The sequence below is a fragment of the Oceanicella sp. SM1341 genome (assembly GCF_003448965.1).
In the GTDB taxonomy this organism is placed as follows: domain Bacteria; phylum Pseudomonadota; class Alphaproteobacteria; order Rhodobacterales; family Rhodobacteraceae; genus Paroceanicella.
Genome location: NZ_QRGC01000003.1, coordinates 213,476 through 227,869, shown reverse-complemented (window position 1 = coordinate 227,869; position 14,394 = coordinate 213,476). Strand labels below are relative to the sequence as shown.

The 14,394-nt window shown below is 70.1% G+C and carries 16 protein-coding genes; 2 read left to right on the top strand and 14 right to left on the bottom strand.

The genetic code is table 11. The annotated features are described in order from the left end of the window. Nucleotides 1-2: 2 nt before the first annotated feature. The 6 genes from trmD to ffh form a co-directional block, all read right to left on the bottom strand. Nucleotides 3-920 carry a tRNA (guanosine(37)-N1)-methyltransferase TrmD gene (trmD, locus tag D3P35_RS04920; RefSeq protein WP_118133341.1) on the bottom strand — a complete coding sequence of 306 codons (918 nt, stop codon included), beginning with the start codon at nt 918-920 and terminating at the stop codon, nt 3-5. Then, the gene (gene rimM / locus D3P35_RS04915) at nt 917-1,474 is read right to left on the bottom strand and encodes a ribosome maturation factor RimM (protein ID WP_232830385.1); all 558 of its coding nucleotides are present in this window, start codon (nt 1,472-1,474) and stop codon (nt 917-919) included. Before rimM ends, trmD begins: the two co-directional genes overlap by 4 nt. A 197-nt stretch (nt 1,475-1,671) precedes the next feature. Continuing rightward, entirely contained in the window at nt 1,672-2,046 is a 375-nt protein-coding gene (gene rpsP, locus D3P35_RS04910) for a 30S ribosomal protein S16 (RefSeq protein ID WP_118133339.1), read from the bottom strand. 40 nt (nt 2,047-2,086) lie between these two features. Beyond that, a complete protein-coding gene (locus D3P35_RS04905; protein WP_118133338.1) occupies nt 2,087-2,401 on the bottom strand; it encodes a chorismate mutase in 315 nt (104 codons plus the stop codon). Further along, on the bottom strand, nt 2,398-2,928 hold the full coding sequence (locus D3P35_RS04900) for a GNAT family N-acetyltransferase (protein ID WP_118133337.1): 531 nt from the start codon (nt 2,926-2,928) through the stop codon (nt 2,398-2,400). The genes D3P35_RS04905 and D3P35_RS04900 overlap by 4 nt, the downstream gene beginning before the upstream one ends. A 5-nt stretch (nt 2,929-2,933) precedes the next feature. After that, the gene (gene ffh, locus D3P35_RS04895; protein WP_118133336.1) at nt 2,934-4,448 is read right to left on the bottom strand and encodes a signal recognition particle protein; all 1,515 of its coding nucleotides are present in this window, start codon (nt 4,446-4,448) and stop codon (nt 2,934-2,936) included. Between the two features lie 402 nt (nt 4,449-4,850). Here ffh and D3P35_RS04890 point away from each other — a divergent pair, with 402 nt between their 5' ends. After that, nucleotides 4,851-5,822: a rhodanese-related sulfurtransferase gene (locus D3P35_RS04890; RefSeq protein WP_118133335.1), complete on the top strand. Its 972-nt coding sequence runs from the start codon at nt 4,851-4,853 to the stop codon at nt 5,820-5,822. On the opposite strand, the gene D3P35_RS04885 is transcribed toward D3P35_RS04890, so the two are convergent. Continuing rightward, nucleotides 5,763-7,007 carry an MFS transporter gene (locus D3P35_RS04885; RefSeq protein WP_118133334.1) on the bottom strand — a complete coding sequence of 415 codons (1,245 nt, stop codon included), beginning with the start codon at nt 7,005-7,007 and terminating at the stop codon, nt 5,763-5,765. The two genes, D3P35_RS04890 and D3P35_RS04885, sit on opposite strands and share 60 nt — an antisense overlap. A 156-nt stretch (nt 7,008-7,163) precedes the next feature. Between D3P35_RS04885 and zapE the strand changes: the two genes are divergently transcribed. After that, on the top strand, nt 7,164-8,270 hold the full coding sequence (gene zapE, locus D3P35_RS04880; RefSeq protein WP_118133333.1) for a cell division protein ZapE: 1,107 nt from the start codon (nt 7,164-7,166) through the stop codon (nt 8,268-8,270). A 187-nt stretch (nt 8,271-8,457) separates the two neighbouring features. Here the strand turns inward: zapE and D3P35_RS04875 are convergent, their stop codons facing one another. The 7 genes from D3P35_RS04875 to sdhC are packed head-to-tail and all read right to left on the bottom strand — an operon-like array spanning nt 8,458 to nt 14,263. Continuing rightward, entirely contained in the window at nt 8,458-9,417 is a 960-nt protein-coding gene (locus tag D3P35_RS04875; protein WP_118133332.1) for a hypothetical protein, read from the bottom strand. A gap of 8 nt (nt 9,418-9,425) precedes the next feature. Next, nucleotides 9,426-10,205, bottom strand: coding sequence for a succinate dehydrogenase iron-sulfur subunit (locus tag D3P35_RS04870; RefSeq protein WP_118133331.1), 780 nt, complete (start codon nt 10,203-10,205; stop codon nt 9,426-9,428). A gap of 12 nt (nt 10,206-10,217) precedes the next feature. Further along, complete coding sequence (locus tag D3P35_RS04865) at nt 10,218-10,973, bottom strand: class I SAM-dependent methyltransferase (RefSeq protein WP_118133330.1); 756 nt, start codon at nt 10,971-10,973, stop codon at nt 10,218-10,220. Beyond that, nucleotides 10,970-11,656 carry a suppressor of fused domain protein gene (locus D3P35_RS04860; RefSeq protein ID WP_118133329.1) on the bottom strand — a complete coding sequence of 229 codons (687 nt, stop codon included), beginning with the start codon at nt 11,654-11,656 and terminating at the stop codon, nt 10,970-10,972. Before D3P35_RS04860 ends, D3P35_RS04865 begins: the two co-directional genes overlap by 4 nt. Then, the gene (sdhA, locus tag D3P35_RS04855) at nt 11,656-13,464 is read right to left on the bottom strand and encodes a succinate dehydrogenase flavoprotein subunit (RefSeq protein ID WP_118133328.1); all 1,809 of its coding nucleotides are present in this window, start codon (nt 13,462-13,464) and stop codon (nt 11,656-11,658) included. Before sdhA ends, D3P35_RS04860 begins: the two co-directional genes overlap by 1 nt. Nucleotides 13,465-13,476: 12 nt before the next feature. Continuing rightward, nucleotides 13,477-13,857 carry a succinate dehydrogenase, hydrophobic membrane anchor protein gene (gene sdhD / locus D3P35_RS04850; RefSeq protein WP_118133327.1) on the bottom strand — a complete coding sequence of 127 codons (381 nt, stop codon included), beginning with the start codon at nt 13,855-13,857 and terminating at the stop codon, nt 13,477-13,479. Nucleotides 13,858-13,870: 13 nt separating this feature from the next. Next, a complete protein-coding gene (gene sdhC, locus D3P35_RS04845) occupies nt 13,871-14,263 on the bottom strand; it encodes a succinate dehydrogenase, cytochrome b556 subunit (protein WP_118133326.1) in 393 nt (130 codons plus the stop codon). Nucleotides 14,264-14,394: the final 131 nt, after the last annotated feature.

Below are 14,394 nucleotides of genomic sequence, written 5' to 3'. Positions count from 1 at the left end.
CCTCATCCTTTCTGATGCCCGCTGTATTCAGCGGAGTTGGTTGCCGCGTCCGAGAGCTCTGCCTCTCCTGTCGGGCTCCCAGAGCCGGCTTCCGCCAGATGGGCCCGCCAGAGGTCGGGACGTCTTTCCTTTGTCAGGCGTTCGGACTGGGCCTTCCGCCATTCGGCGATCTTCGCGTGATGTCCGGAGAGGAGAACCTCCGGTATCGCGCGGCCTTCCCAGTCCTGCGGCCTCGTGTAGTGCGGGTGTTCCAGGAGCCCGGAGGAGAAGGATTCCTCCACCACCGACTCGGCATTCCCGAGGACGCGGGGTATAAGCCGAACCGTGGCATCTATCAAGACCTGAGCGGCAAGTTCGCCGCCGGTGAGCACGAAATCGCCCAGCGACACCTCTTCCACCCCCCGCGCCTCGAGCACGCGCTCGTCCACGCCCTCGAACCGGCCGCAGAGCAGGGTGATGCCGTCGGCGGCCGCGAAGCGCCGGGCCATGGCCTGGTCGAAGCGCTTTCCGCGCGGCGAGAGGTAGACGAGCGGCCAGCGCGCGCGCTCCACCTTCGGCTGGGCGAAGTCGATGGCGCGGGAGACCACGTCGGGCCGCATCACCATGCCGGGGCCGCCGCCGGCCGGCGTGTCGTCCACCGTGCGGTGGCGATCCCGCGCGAACATGCGGATGTCGATCGGCTCGAGCGCCCAGAGCCCGTGGTCGAGCGCCTTGCCGGTGAGCGACTGGCCGAGCACGCCGGGGAACATGCCGGGGTAGAGGGTGAGCACCTTCGCCCGCCACACGCCCTGCACCTCCGGCGCGGGGGTAATCAGTTCGCGCGGGGCGACGGAGGGGCGGATGGCGAGCCTTCCGTGGCTGCGCGCCGGCGCGTCGTCACCGGGGCCGGTGTCGGCATCGTCTCCGGCCGGGGGGGTCACTCTTCGGCCTCGTCGTCGTCGCCGCCGCGGCCCTCGCCGAGCACTTCGACCGGCGGGTCGACGATCACCCGGCGGGCGGTGAGGTCGACCGTGGGCACGGCCTCGCGGGTGAAGGGGATGAGCAGCGGCGTGCGCATGCCGGGGCCGGTGATCTCGAGGATGTCGCCGGCGCCATGGTCGTGGATGGCGTGCAGCCGGCCGAGGCGGGCGCCGCCGGTGTCGAGCACGTCGAGGCCGATCAGGTCGGCGTGGTAGAATTCGTCGTCCGGCAGGGCCGGAAGGCGGTCGCGCGGGGCGAAGAGGCGCACGCCGCGCAGGGCCTCGGCCTGCTCGCGGGTTTTCACCCCGCCGAGCCAGCAGGCGAGCCCGCCCTTCACCGCGCGGGAGATCTTCAGCGTCCAGCTGTGGGCGCCGTCCTCGGTGGAGAGCGGGGCGTAGGCGGCGATGTCCTCGGGCTCGGAGCAGAAGCTCTTCACCCGCACCTCGCCGCGCACGCCGAAGGCGCCGGCGATGGCGCCGACGCAGATCATGCTGTCGCGATCAGGTCCCGGCATGAGACCGTTCTCCCCTCAAGGGTGCGGACCGCCCGCGGGGAGGCGGGCGGCGAGGCCCCGGCGCGGGGGCCGGGGCAGCGTGGCGCGGGCAGGCCGGCCGGGGCGCATTGCCCCCCACCGCCTCCCCCGCGCGGGCCGAATACGCGCGCGCTGTTGCGCGCGGGTCGAAAACTCGCGCGCTCTTGCGCGCGGGCCGATCACTCGGCGGCGGCGTCTTCGGCCGGGGCAGCGGCGGCGGCGGCCTTCTCGGCCTTCTCCTTGGCGCGCTGCTGGGCGGCCTTGTGGGGCTCGCCCTTCTTCAGGTTGGCGCGCTCCTTCTTCGCGACGGCGCCGGCAGCCTCGAGGAAGCGGCTCACGCGGTCGGTCGGCTGGGCGCCCTGGGAGATCCAGTACTGCGCGCGCTCCATGTTGAGCTTCACGCGGTCCTCGCTGTCCTTGGGCAGGAGCGGGTTGTAGGTGCCGAGCTTCTCGAGGAAGCGGCCGTCGCGCGGCATGCGGCTGTCGGCGGCAACGATCGAGTAATGCGGGCGCTTCTTGGAGCCGCCGCGGGCGAGCCGGATCTTCATGGCCATGTCTGTTCTCCTTGGTAGAGGGGGGAGGGGCGGCCTGCCCCTATTTCTGGAACTGCTCGTGGTGGCGGATGACCTCCGCGATCACGAAATTGAGGAACTTCTCGGCGAAGACCGGGTCGAGCCCGGCTTCCACCGCCTTGGCGCGCAGACGCGCGATCTGCGCCTCCTCGCGGGTCTTGTCCGAGGGCGGCAGGTCATATTCCGCCTTCAGTTGCCCCACCGCCTGCGTTTCCTTGAAACGCTCGGCAAGGGTGTGGATGAGGATGGCATCGAGATTGTCGATGCTGGCGCGGTGGCGGGCCAGGAGGGCGGCCGCGCGCTCGGCATTGGTCTGTCCGGTCATGGTATCGGTCATCGGGAGGCCTCCTGCGGGCCGGGGTGCCGCCAGATGGTGAAATCGCCGAACTCGGGGTGGCGGAACGTGCCGTCGGGCGTGGCGCCGAGCCGGCGGGCCAGGGCCTGCGAGCGGGTGTTCTGAGCCACGATCATGCTCACGGCGGTGGTCCAGCCCAGGGTGTCATAGGCGAAGGCGCGGGCGGCGAGCACGGCCTCATGGGCGATGCCCTTGCCCTCGGCTTCGGCGAAGACGGTCCAGGCCAGCTCGGGCTCGGGCCAGCCATGGGGGAAATAGGGGCCGACGACGCCGAGGGGCGCGTCGGTCTCGCGGTCGGCCACCATCCAGCGGCCGAAGCCGCGCAGTGCCCAGTGGCCGATGATCGAACCGAGCTTGGAGAAGCTCTCGAATTCAGAGATCGGACCGCCCACGCCCTGCGCGCGCTCGGAGACACCGAAGGCCGCGAAGGCCTCGAAATCCGACAGCCGCGGCGCACGCAGGCGCAGGCGTTCGGTCTCGAGCACCGGGATGGAGGGGAGGGCGGTCATCTCGCTCATTTCTTCTTGCCGAAGCCCGAGAGGCCGGGGGGCAGCTGCAGCCCGCCGCCGCCGCCCATGCCGGGGAAGCCCGGGGGCAGGCCGCCGGGCGCGCCGGCACCGGCGCCGGGGGCCTGGCCGCCCTGCGGGCCGGCCAGCGCCGCGGGGTCGAGCCCGCCCTTGCCGAACATCTGGGAGAGGGCGCCGCGCATCATGCCCTTCTTCCCCATCTTGCCCATCTTCTTCATCATGTCCGCCATCTGGCGGTGCATCTTCAGCAGCTTGTTGACCTCGGAGACCTCGACGCCCGCGCCGGCGGCCACGCGCTTCTTGCGGCTGGCCTGCATCAGGTCGGGCAGCTTGCGCTCCTTCTTGGTCATCGAGTTGATGATGGCGATCTGGCGCTTGATGATCCGGTCGTCGAAGCCCGAATCCTCCATCTGCTTGGAGAGCTTGCCCATGCCCGGCATCATGCCCATGATGCCCTGCATGCCGCCGAGCTTGAGCATCTGGTTGAGCTGGCCCTGAAGGTCGTTCATGTCGAAACGGCCCTTCTGGAACCGCTTCATCATGCGCTCGGCCTCTTCGGCCTCGATGGTCTCGCGGGCCTTCTCGACGAGGGAGACGATGTCGCCCATGCCGAGGATGCGGCCGGCGACGCGCTCGGGGTGGAATTCCTCCAGCGCGTCCATCTTCTCGCCGAGGCCGACGAACTTGATCGGCTTGCCGGTGACCGCGCGCATCGAGAGCGCCGCGCCGCCGCGGCCGTCGCCGTCCATCCGGGTGAGCACCACGCCGGAGATGCCGATGCGGCCGTCGAACTGCTCGGCCACGTTCACCGCGTCCTGGCCGGTGAGGCCGTCGACCACGAGGATGGTCTCGTGCGGTTTCGCGATGTCGCGCACCGCCTCGACCTCGGCCATCAGCGCGTCGTTCACGTGCAGGCGGCCGGCGGTGTCGAGCAGGTAGACGTCGTAGCCGCCGAGGGCGGCCTGGCTCTTGGCGCGCTTCGCGATCGCCACGGGGTCCTGACCGGCGACGATGGGCAGGGTGTCGACCCCGACCTGGCGGCCGAGCACGGCGAGCTGCTCCATCGCGGCGGGGCGCGAGGTGTCGAGCGAGGCCATCAGCACCCGCTTGCCCTCGCGCTCGGTGAGGCGCTTGGCGAGCTTTGCCGTGGTGGTGGTCTTGCCCGAGCCCTGGAGGCCGACCATCATGATCGGCGCCGGCGGGCTGTCGATGCGCAGGCGGCCCGGCTCGGGGTTGTCGCCGGCAAGCACGTGCACGAGCTCGTCATGGACGATCTTGACCACCTGCTGGCCCGGCGTGACCGACTTGGTCACCGCCTGGCCGGTGGCCTTCTCCTGCACCGCCTTCACGAAGCTGCGCGCCACGGGCAGCGAGACATCGGCCTCGAGCAGCGCCACGCGGACCTCGCGCAGGGCGGTGGAGACGTCGGCCTCGCTCAGCGCACCCTGCTTGGTGAGCTTGTCGAGGACGCCGGAAAGCCGGCTCGACAGATTCTCGAACATGGGCGGCTCCTTGCCGTTTGGGTTCCGCGTGCCCCTCGCGGGGCGGTGTGTCGGGCGCGGCAGGGCCGCGAAGATCTCGGTGCGCCGGGGGGCGCGTTGGGTGGCGCCCTTGGCCGGCAGCGTTGCCCGCGCCTTTGGCGAGCCTTTAAGTATGCGCCTCTGGCGCAATAGCGCGCCGGTGGGCGCAGTCTTTCCGCTTTGTGCTGGCGCACAAAGCAATAGCGCGCCGGTGGGCGCGACGCGCTGACCGACGGCGATCCCGGGCCGCGCCCGGGACCGGAAGCGCATACGACTCCCGGAATTGAGCAGCAGGTAGCCGAAACCGCCCCCGAGGTCAAGCACAGGGCCCCGCGGGCGCAGTGGGGCATGGATTTTCCGGCCCGCCCGCGCTAGGGGAGCGCCATGACCGGATATGTCGTCGCCGCCCTCTACCAGTTCACCCGCTTCGAGCGGCCCGAGGCCCTGCGCCCCGGGCTGGAGGCCTGCGCCGCGCACACCGGCACCTGCGGCACGCTGCTGCTGGCGCGCGAGGGCATCAACGGCACCATCGCAGGCACGCGCGAGGGCATCGACACGATGCTCGCCCATATCCGCGCCCTGCCGGGCTGCGCGGGCATCGAGGTGAAGGAGAGCCACGCCGCCGAGCGGCCCTTCGGGCGCATGAAGGTGCGGCTGAAACGCGAGATCGTCACCCTCGGCGCCGAGGCCGACCCCACGGAGCGCGTGGGCACCTATGTCGCGCCGGAGGAGTGGAACGCCCTCATCGCCGCCGAGGATGTGGTGACCATCGACACCCGCAACGGCTACGAGGTGGCCATCGGCAGCTTCGAGGGCGCGCTCGACCCCGGCACGAAGAGCTTCCGCGACTTTCCCGCCTGGTGGGAGGCGAACCGCGAGCGGATCGGCAACCGCCGGGTGGCGATGTTCTGCACCGGCGGCATCCGCTGCGAGAAGGCGTCGAGCTGGCTGCTGGGCCAGGGGGTGCCGGAGGTGTTCCACCTCAAGGGCGGCATCCTGAAATACCTCGAAACCGTGCCGGAGGCCGACAGCCGCTGGCAGGGCGAATGCTTCGTGTTCGACGGGCGCGTCTCGGTCGGCCACGGGCTGGCGGAGGGCAGCCACACGCTGTGCCACGCCTGCCGCCGGCCGCTCTCGGCCGCCGACCGCGCCTCGGAGCATTACGTGGACGGGGTGTCCTGCCCGCAGTGCATCGGCGAATACTCGAAGGCCGACCGCGCCCGCTTCGCCGAGCGCCAGCGCCAGGTGCGCCTGGCCGCCGCGCGCGGCGACCGGCACCTGGGCGCCGGTGAGGCCTCAGGCAGCGGCGGGGGCGAGGAGGGGCTTCTCGCGCACCGGCAGGTGGACGATGGCTGAGAAGGCGCCCACGCCGATGCCCACCCACCACACGACATCGTAGCTGCCGTAGCGGTCATAGAGCGTGCCGCCCAGCCAGACGCCGAGGAACCCGCCGATCTGGTGGGAGAGGAAGATCACCCCGTAGAGCGTCGCCATGTAGCGCAGCCCGTAGAGATGCGCGACCAGCCCGGAGGTGAGCGGCACCGTGGCGAGCCACAGCAGCCCCATGCCGGCGGAGAAGGCGAGCACGGTGAAGGGCGTCATCGGCAGCAGGATGAAGGCCACCGCCACCAGCGTGCGCAGGGTGTAGATGATCGCCAGCAGGTACTTGCGCGGGTAGAAGCGCCCCAGCCAGCCGGCCAGCAGCGTGCCCACCACGTTGAACGCCCCGATCACGGCGATGGAGAAGGCCCCCAGCGCCGAGGTGGACGAGACGCCGATGCCGTCGAGCAGCCCGCCGGCGGCCACGGGGCCGCACATCTCGGTCACGAAGGCGGGGAAATGCGCGGTGATGAAGGCGAGCTGGAACCCGCAGGAGAAGAAGCCGAGGAAGATCAGCGTGTAGGACGGGTCACGGAAGGAGCGGCGCAGGATGGTGCCCATGCTCTCGGCCAGTTCCGCGCGGTCGGCCCGCTCGGGCAGCTTCATCATCGGCAGCGCCAGCATCACCGCAGCCACCCCGAGGGCGAAGACCACGAACACCCCGCGCCAGTCCATCAGCCCCAGCAGCGCCTGGGCGGAGGGCGGGCCGAAGATCTGCCCGGCCGAGCCTGCCGCGGTGACGATGGCGAGCGACATGGAGCGGTGCTCGTCGGAGGCCGCGCGGCCCACCACGGCGAGGATCACCCCCAGCCCGGTGCCGGCGATGCCCATGCCGACGAGAAATTCCAGCCCCTGGTGGGCGAGCGGGCTGGAGGCCATGGTCGAGGCCAGCAGCCCGAGGATGTAGACCGCAGCACCCAGCAGGATCGCCTTGCGGTCTCCCACCCGCTCGGCCATGGCGCCGAAGATCGGGCTGCCGATGCCCCAGGCGAGGTTCTGGATGGCGATGGCGAGGGAGAAATCCGCCCGCGGCCAGCCGAACTCGGTGGCGATCGGGATCTGGAACACGCCGAAGCTGGCGCGGATGCCGAAGGTCACCAGCACGATGAGCGTGCCGCCGATGAGCACGGGGGTAAAGAGCGAGGCGCGGCTGGGGGTCATGGACGGTCTCCGGGGCAGGGTGAAGCACTGTGCCGCCGGCGCGCGGGCGGGTCAAAGCAGATCCTGTGACGGCTCTCATCAGCATCCCTGATGGTGGGCCGCTTTCTCTCCCCCCGGAAGGTTGGTAAGAGGTTGTGCCCGCAGACGGAGTTTCGCATGACCGAAGGCCCCCAGACCCGCTACCGAGCCCTCGTGGCGCAGGGAAAGATCCGCAGCGATGCCGCCCAGCGGCATGCGGCCGAGAAGCTGCAGATCCTGCATGACCGGCTGGCCGGCTACGACCCGGTGAAGCCGCGCAAGGTGGGCATCGGCCTGTTCGGCTGGGGGCGGGACAAGCTGAAGGAAACCAACGTGCCGGGGCTCTACCTCTACGGCGGCGTGGGGCGGGGCAAGTCCATGCTGATGGACCTGTTCTTCGAGAGCGCGCCGGTGGAGCGCAAGCGCCGGGTGCATTTCCACGCCTTCATGCAGGAGATCCACGCCGGCATCAACGCCTCCCGCGCCCGCGGCGAGCGCGACCCGGTGGGCCACGTGGCCGAGAAGGTGGCCGACGGCGCCACGCTCTTGTGCTTCGACGAGCTGCAGATCACCGACATCACCGACGCGATGATCGTGGGGCGGCTGTTCGAGAAGCTGTTCGAGCGCGGCGTGGTGATCGTGATCACCTCCAACCGCCACCCGGACGACCTCTACAAGAACGGGCTCAACCGCCAGCTCTTCGTGCCCTTCATCGCGCTGATCAAGGACAAGCTGGAGGTGCACCACCTTGAGAGCGAGAACGACTACCGCCAGTCGCGCCTCGCGGGCATGACCGTGTGGCACACGCCGCTGGGGGAGGAGGCCACCGCCGAGATGGACGCGCAATGGGAGATGCTGGCCGGCGGCGCGGGCGAGCCGCTGCACATCGAGGTGTCGGGCCGCGACGTGGTGCTGCCGCGCTTTCGTAACGGCACAGCGCGCGCAAGCTTCCGCGACCTCTGCGCAAAGCCGCTGGGCCCGGCGGATTACCTCGCCATCACCGCGAAGGTGCGCACGCTGATGATCGACGACATCCCTGCCCTGTCGCGGGCCAACAACAACGAGGCGAAGCGCTTCGTCACGCTGATCGACGCGCTCTACGAGGGCCGCCGCCGCATCGTGGCCTCCGCCGCGGCCGAGCCCGAGGCGCTCTACAACGAGGGCGAGGGCGCCTTCGAGTTCGAGCGCACCGCCTCGCGCCTCGCCGAGATGCAGTCCGAGGAATGGATCGAGGCGGCGGACTGAGGGGGCGCCGGACGCCGTTTCCCAGAAACCGGGGGCCGCACCGCGACGGGCGTTGGCCCGCCGGCGCCGGACCCCGGCCCGTCTCCCCGCAGCTGCGCCCGCGAGGGGCCGGCCCGAAGCGTGATTGCGCCGGACGCGGCGTGGCCCGGCATCCGTGGGACGCTCGCCGGGCCGGCGGCCCGAGCGCTCAGCCCGCGGGGGCGGCGGCGGGGGCCTGGTAGCGGCCGATGGGGCGCCCGTCGGCGTATTCGAGGCGCACCACCTCGCCGGGGGCGGGGGGCTCGGGCAGGGTGCAGGAAAAGCCGATGCGGCCCTCGCGCGGCAGGGTGAAGGCCGGCCAGCGCTCCAGCGGCCTCTCGGCGGCGAAGAGCGGCGAGCGGAAGCGCTTGCCCATCACGACGCGCACCTGGGCGGGCTCGTCGCTCTCGTGGTTGAGGGCGAAGCCGTCGACCTCGGTGCCGGAGTGCACGCGCATGCGGGCCACCACGTCGGGCTTGCCGGCGGCCATGGCGGCGAGCCGGGCCTCGAAGATCCAGGTCGAGCGCTTGTAGAGCTGCAGGTCGAGCTTGCGGGTGCGGGCGATGAGGCCGCGGGTGCGGGCGTCGAGCTGCGGGCGGGCGCTGGGCTTAAGCTTCGCCTCGTTGCGGCGCAGCCGGCGCGGCGCGATGCCGTAGCGATGCTCGAAGAGCCGGCAGGATTCCTCGAAGCGCTCGGCGAGGCCGATGAAGCCGAGGAGGTCGATGGGAAAGTCGCCGAACAGCCGGGCCTGGGTGTTGGCATATTCCTCCAGCTCAAGGAACTCCTCGAAACTGCCCTTGAAACTGCCCATGCGCTGGCGGTGGAGATATTGCGAGACCGCGTGCTCCTCCGGGTGGCGCAGCATGGTGAACATCCGCGTCACCGGCACCGCGCAGGCATAGCGCACCAGGGTGAAATGGCCGGAGATCACCCGGGGCTGCAGCTCCTCCACCAGCGCGCGCAGCGCCTCGCCGCCGGGCTTGGCGCGCAGCCCGGGGTGGGTGAGGGCGCTCTCGGGGCCGTAGTCGCACAGCATGGCGTCCGGCGGAAGCGCTTCCGCCAGACCGTCACGCAGGCTGGTTCCGGCCGTCTTGGGGACGTGGACGAAGACGAGAGGCTGCTCCGCCATTCCCTGCCTCAGGCGCGCCGCTCGACCATGAGCTTCTTGATCTCCGCGATCGCCTTGGCCGGGTTGAGGCCCTTGGGGCAGGTCTTCGCGCAGTTCATGATCGTGTGGCAGCGGTAGAGCTTGAACGGATCCTCGAGATCGTCCAGGCGCTCGCCGGTGGCCTCGTCACGGCTGTCGATGATCCAGCGGTAGGCGTGCAGCAGCGCGGCGGGGCCGAGGTAGCGGTCGCCGTTCCACCAGTAGCTCGGGCAGGAGGTGGAGCAGGAGGCGCACATCACGCACTCGTACAGGCCGTCGAGCTTCTTGCGATCCTCGATGGACTGGCGCCATTCCTGGGCCGGGCGGTTGGTCTTGGTCTCGAGCCAGGGCATGATCGAGGCGTGCTGGGCGTAGAAATGCGTGAGGTCGGGGATGAGGTCCTTGACCACCGGCATGTGCGGCAGCGGGTAGATCTTCACGTCGCCCTTCACTTCGTCGAGCCCGTAGATGCAGGCCAGCGTGTTGATGCCGTCGATGTTCATCGCGCAGGAGCCGCAGATGCCCTCGCGGCAGGAGCGGCGGAAGGTCAGCGTCGGATCGATCTCGTTCTTGATCTTGATCAGCGCGTCGAGAACCATCGGCCCGCAGGCGTCCATGTCGAGGTAGTAGGTGTCGATCCGCGGGTTCTCGCCGGTGTCCGGGTTCCAGCGGTAGATCTTGAAGGCGCGCACGTTCTTGGCATCGGCCGGCTTCGGCCATGTCTTGCCCACGAGCACCCGCGAATTTTTCGGCAGCGAGAATTCAGCCATGGTCCGTCTCCTTCACGCGGGCTTGCGCCCGACAAAGATTTTCTCGCCCCTCTGGAGGGCGTGTCTGCTCACATCCGGTTCATGCGCCGTGAAGGCGCGCACCGTGAACCCCGCTGCGGCCACCCTGTCCGGGAAGTCCCGGCCGTAGAGGCGCAGGTGGGTGCGGTCGGTGAAATGGATCAGCCGGTCCTCGGGATCGGTGATCGAAGGGTCTTCGTATGTCTCGTCCCAGCCATCGACGAGCGGCACGGAGAGGATGACCATGCCGCCGGGCGCCAGCACGCGGTACAGCTCGGCCAGTGCCTTGCGGTCGTCCAGGTGCTCGAGCACGTGGTTGGCGATGATCACGTCGTAGCGGGCGTCGGGCAGGTCGATCGCGGTCATGTCGAGCTGCAGGTCGAACTTGTCGTTGATGTCGGCGGTGACGTATTCGGCCACGCGCGGGGCGAACCAGTCGCCGATCCAGGGCTCGGCGGCGAAATGCAGCACGCGGGCGCTGGCGGGCAGCTGCAGCTCGCGGTTCATCCACAGTTTCAGCAGCCGGTGGCGGGGGCGGCTGTCGCAGGCCGGGCACCAGAGGTCGGGCTTCTGGCGCACGGGCGAGAAGCGGCCCTCGTAGCCGCAGACCGGGCAATGGTAGCCGCGGCCGCCATCGACCATGTCGATGTAACAGCGCAGGCCGCGGAAGGCGCGGAGCTTGAGCTTGCGCTCGCGCTCGTGGTCGGAGCGCTGCGGGGCGAGGTCGGGGAGGTCTGCCTGGTCGGTCATTGCGTCACCGCGGGGCGGCCCGGCTGCACGACGGGCGGCACGCCGGCCTCGTCGAGCCGGCGCAGCAGGGTGTAGCCGCCTGCACGCTCGGCCAGGGCCAGCTCGCTGTCGTGGATCGGGATCACCCGGTAGAAGGCGATCGGGCCGGCATCCGCTTCCGCACCCGGGGCCGGGCCCTCGAGCGGGCGCAGGATGACGGCGCTCATGGAGAGGGTGTCCATCAGGGGCTGGCCGGGGTCCGGCTCCAGCGCCATGGGGGGGGCCAGGCTCTCGCCGGTCTCGCGCGGCAGGTCCGCGAGGCGCCAGAGCAGGCCGACGGGCTCCAGCTCGTCCGGAGCGGCGGCCCCGGCGCCCGGGCCGGAATAGCGCCCGGCCGGCACGGAAATCACCAGCTCGGCGCGGCTGCCGTCGGCCATGGGCAGGCTGCTCATGCCGCTGGTCACGAAGGTCCAGTCCGGCCGGCCGGGGGCGGGCGCGAAGATCAGCACCTCGATCTCGGGGTCCGAGGGCACGAGCTGGGTGAAGTTCGAGGTGACCGGGCCGAAGCGGCCCTGAGCCGCGGCCAGGACGATGTCACGCGTGTCGACCCGCGCCTGAGGCGTCTCGAGAGAGCAGGACGCGAGCACCGCCGCCGCGCAGAGCGCGGCAGCGGGTCCGGTCAGGCTGGGCCGAAGGGCAGTCATCAGTACACGCGGGCCTTGGGCGCGATCTTCTTGAGCTCGATGCCGCCCTCGCTCTCCACCGTCAGCGGGTCGAGATGCACGGGGCGATAGTCCAGCGTCACGCTGTTGTCCTCGCCGATCACGGCCAGGGTGTGCTTGCGCCACTCGGTGTCGTCGCGGTTCGGGAAGTCCTCGTGGGCATGGGCGCCCCGGCTTTCCTTGCGGGCCTCGGCGCCGACCACGGTGGCGAGCGCGTTGGGCAGCAGGTTGGCGAGCTCGAGGGTCTCCATCAGGTCCGAGTTCCAGATCAGCGACCGGTCGGTCACCTTCACGTCGGCGAACTCGTTGGCGATCTCGCCCATGCGCACGCAGCCGGACTTGAGGCTCTCGGAGGAGCGGAACACCGCGGCGTCCTCCTGCATGGTCTTCTGCATCTTCAGCCGCAGGTCGGCGGTGGAGATGGAGCCGTTCGCGTTGCGCAGACCGTCGAACCGGGCCATGGCCTTGTCGACCGAGGCCATGTTGAGCGGCTCGTTGCGGGTTTTCGCATCCACCACCTCGCCGGCCTTGATGGCGGCGGCGCGGCCGAAGACCACGAGGTCGATCAGCGAGTTGGAGCCGAGGCGGTTTGCCCCGTGCACCGAGGCGCAGCCGGCCTCGCCCACGGCCATCAGGCCGGGCAGGATGGCGTCGGGGTTCTCGGCCGTCGGCACGAGCACCTCGCCCCAGTAGTTGGTGGGGATGCCGCCCATGTTGTAGTGCACGGTGGGCAGCACCGGGATCGGCTCCTTCGTGAGGTCGACACCGGCGAAGATGCGCGCGCTCTCGGTGATGCCGGGCAGGCGCTCGGCCAGCGCCTCGGGCGGCAGGTGGTCGAGGTGCAGGAAGATGTGGTCCTTGTTCGGGCCCACGCCGCGCCCCTCGCGGATCTCGATGGTCATGCAGCGCGAGACCACGTCACGGCTGGCGAGATCCTTGTAGGTGGGGGCGTAGCGCTCCATGAAGCGCTCGCCCTCGGAGTTGGTGAGGTAGCCGCCCTCGCCGCGCGCACCCTCGGTGATCAGGCAGCCGGAGCCGTAGATGCCGGTGGGGTGGAACTGCACGAACTCCATGTCCTGCAGGGGCAGGCCCTGGCGGGCGACCATGCCGCCGCCGTCACCGGTGCAGGTGTGGGCGGAGGTGGCGGAGAAGAAGGCGCGGCCGTAGCCGCCGGTGGCGAGCACCACCATCTTCGCGTTGAAGCGGTGGATGGTGCCGTCATCGAGCTTCCAGGCCACGACGCCCTGGCAGCGGCCATCCTCGGTCATGATCAGGTCGATCGCGAAATACTCGATGTAGAACATCGCGTTGTTCTTGAGCGACTGGCCGTAGAGCGTGTGCAGGATGGCGTGGCCGGTGCGGTCGGCGGCGGCACAGGTGCGCTGCACCGGGGGGCCCTCGCCGAACTCGGTGGTGTGGCCGCCAAAGGGGCGCTGGTAGATCTTGCCGTCCTCGCGGCGCGAGAAGGGCACGCCGTAATGCTCGAGCTCGTAGACCGCGGCCGGCGCCTCACGCGCGAGGTATTCCATCGCGTCGGTGTCGCCCAGCCAGTCGGAGCCCTTCACGGTGTCGTACATGTGCCACTGCCAGCTGTCCGGGCCCATGTTGCCCAGCGAGGCGGCAATGCCGCCCTGGGCGGCCACGGTGTGGGAGCGGGTGGGGAACACCTTGGTGATGCAGGCGGTCTTCAGCCCCTGTTCGGCCATGCCGAGGGTCGCGCGCAGGCCGGCGCCGCCGGCACCGACGACGACGACGTCATAGGTGTGGTCGATATACTCGTAGGAAGACATGGTGTTCTCCGATCAGGCGCCGAGGGCGATCTTCACGACGGCGAAGACGCCGGCGATGCCGAAGAAGGCGCAGAGCAGGGTGTTGGCCAGCAGCAGGGCGGTGCGCATGGCCTTGCCGTGCACATAGTCCTCGATCACCACCTGGAGGCCGAGCTTCAGGTGGTAGAAGGCGGTGGCGAACATGAGGATGGCGACGATGGCGTTGAACGGATTGCGATAGGTTTCCAGAACCTCGTCGTAATCCTCGCCCAGGGCGGAGCCCAGCGGCCAGATGAACAGGAGCACGAGCACCGCGAGGGCGACGGCGGTGACACGCTGGTTCCACCAGTGGCCGACGCCTTCCTTGGCGGCGCCGAGGCCGGTGGCACGCTGCCGGTCGGTACGAAACTGCATGGCGCGGGCTCCCTTACATGACCACGATGACGGTGAAGACGGTGAGCACCGCCGAGGCGACCAGGGTCACCATGCCCGAGCGGGTCACCTGGTCGAGCTCGAAGCCGCGGCCGAGGTCCCACCACAGGTGGCGCAGGCCGTTGCAGAAGTGATACCAGAGCGCCCAGAGCGAGGCGAGCATGACCAGCGTGCCGATCCAGGAGGTGAGCAGCCCGTCGGCGAACTCGAAGTAATCCTCTCCCGTCGCGGCGGCGATGAACCACCAGACGATCAGCGCGCCGGATGCCGCCATGGCGACGCCGGTGATGCGGTGGATGATGGAGAGGACGGACGTGATCTGCGGGCGATAGACCTGCCCGATCATGAAGGGCGAGAGGGGGCGGTTCCCCCGGTTGACATCGGCCATGTGCTTCCCCTGGCTTGTCCGCTTGGGCACGCTGCTTTCAGCGCGCGGGTCTTGTTCCTGTTCCTTGCACCGAAACCTTAACGGCCTGTTCCGGCACCGCCCCGCGAGGAGGGCGGGCCGGCGGCCGGCCC

Coding starts and splice junctions, on each gene's coding strand:
- rimM (WP_232830385.1), bottom strand. CDS start 1,474: ATGCCGGGACCTGATCGCGACAGCATGATCTGCGTCGGCGCCATCGCC.
- rpsP (WP_118133339.1), bottom strand. CDS start 2,046: ATGGCCATGAAGATCCGGCTCGCCCGCGGCGGCTCCAAGAAGCGCCCG.
- D3P35_RS04905 (WP_118133338.1), bottom strand. CDS start 2,401: ATGACCGATACCATGACCGGACAGACCAATGCCGAGCGCGCGGCCGCC.
- D3P35_RS04900 (WP_118133337.1), bottom strand. CDS start 2,928: ATGACCGCCCTCCCCTCCATCCCGGTGCTCGAGACCGAACGCCTGCGC.
- ffh (WP_118133336.1), bottom strand. CDS start 4,448: ATGTTCGAGAATCTGTCGAGCCGGCTTTCCGGCGTCCTCGACAAGCTC.
- D3P35_RS04890 (WP_118133335.1), top strand. CDS start 4,851: ATGACCGGATATGTCGTCGCCGCCCTCTACCAGTTCACCCGCTTCGAG.
- D3P35_RS04885 (WP_118133334.1), bottom strand. CDS start 7,007: ATGACCCCCAGCCGCGCCTCGCTCTTTACCCCCGTGCTCATCGGCGGC.
- zapE (WP_118133333.1), top strand. CDS start 7,164: ATGACCGAAGGCCCCCAGACCCGCTACCGAGCCCTCGTGGCGCAGGGA.
- D3P35_RS04875 (WP_118133332.1), bottom strand. CDS start 9,417: ATGGCGGAGCAGCCTCTCGTCTTCGTCCACGTCCCCAAGACGGCCGGA.
- D3P35_RS04870 (WP_118133331.1), bottom strand. CDS start 10,205: ATGGCTGAATTCTCGCTGCCGAAAAATTCGCGGGTGCTCGTGGGCAAG.
- D3P35_RS04865 (WP_118133330.1), bottom strand. CDS start 10,973: ATGACCGACCAGGCAGACCTCCCCGACCTCGCCCCGCAGCGCTCCGAC.
- D3P35_RS04860 (WP_118133329.1), bottom strand. CDS start 11,656: ATGACTGCCCTTCGGCCCAGCCTGACCGGACCCGCTGCCGCGCTCTGC.
- sdhA (WP_118133328.1), bottom strand. CDS start 13,464: ATGTCTTCCTACGAGTATATCGACCACACCTATGACGTCGTCGTCGTC.
- sdhD (WP_118133327.1), bottom strand. CDS start 13,857: ATGCAGTTTCGTACCGACCGGCAGCGTGCCACCGGCCTCGGCGCCGCC.
- sdhC (WP_118133326.1), bottom strand. CDS start 14,263: ATGGCCGATGTCAACCGGGGGAACCGCCCCCTCTCGCCCTTCATGATC.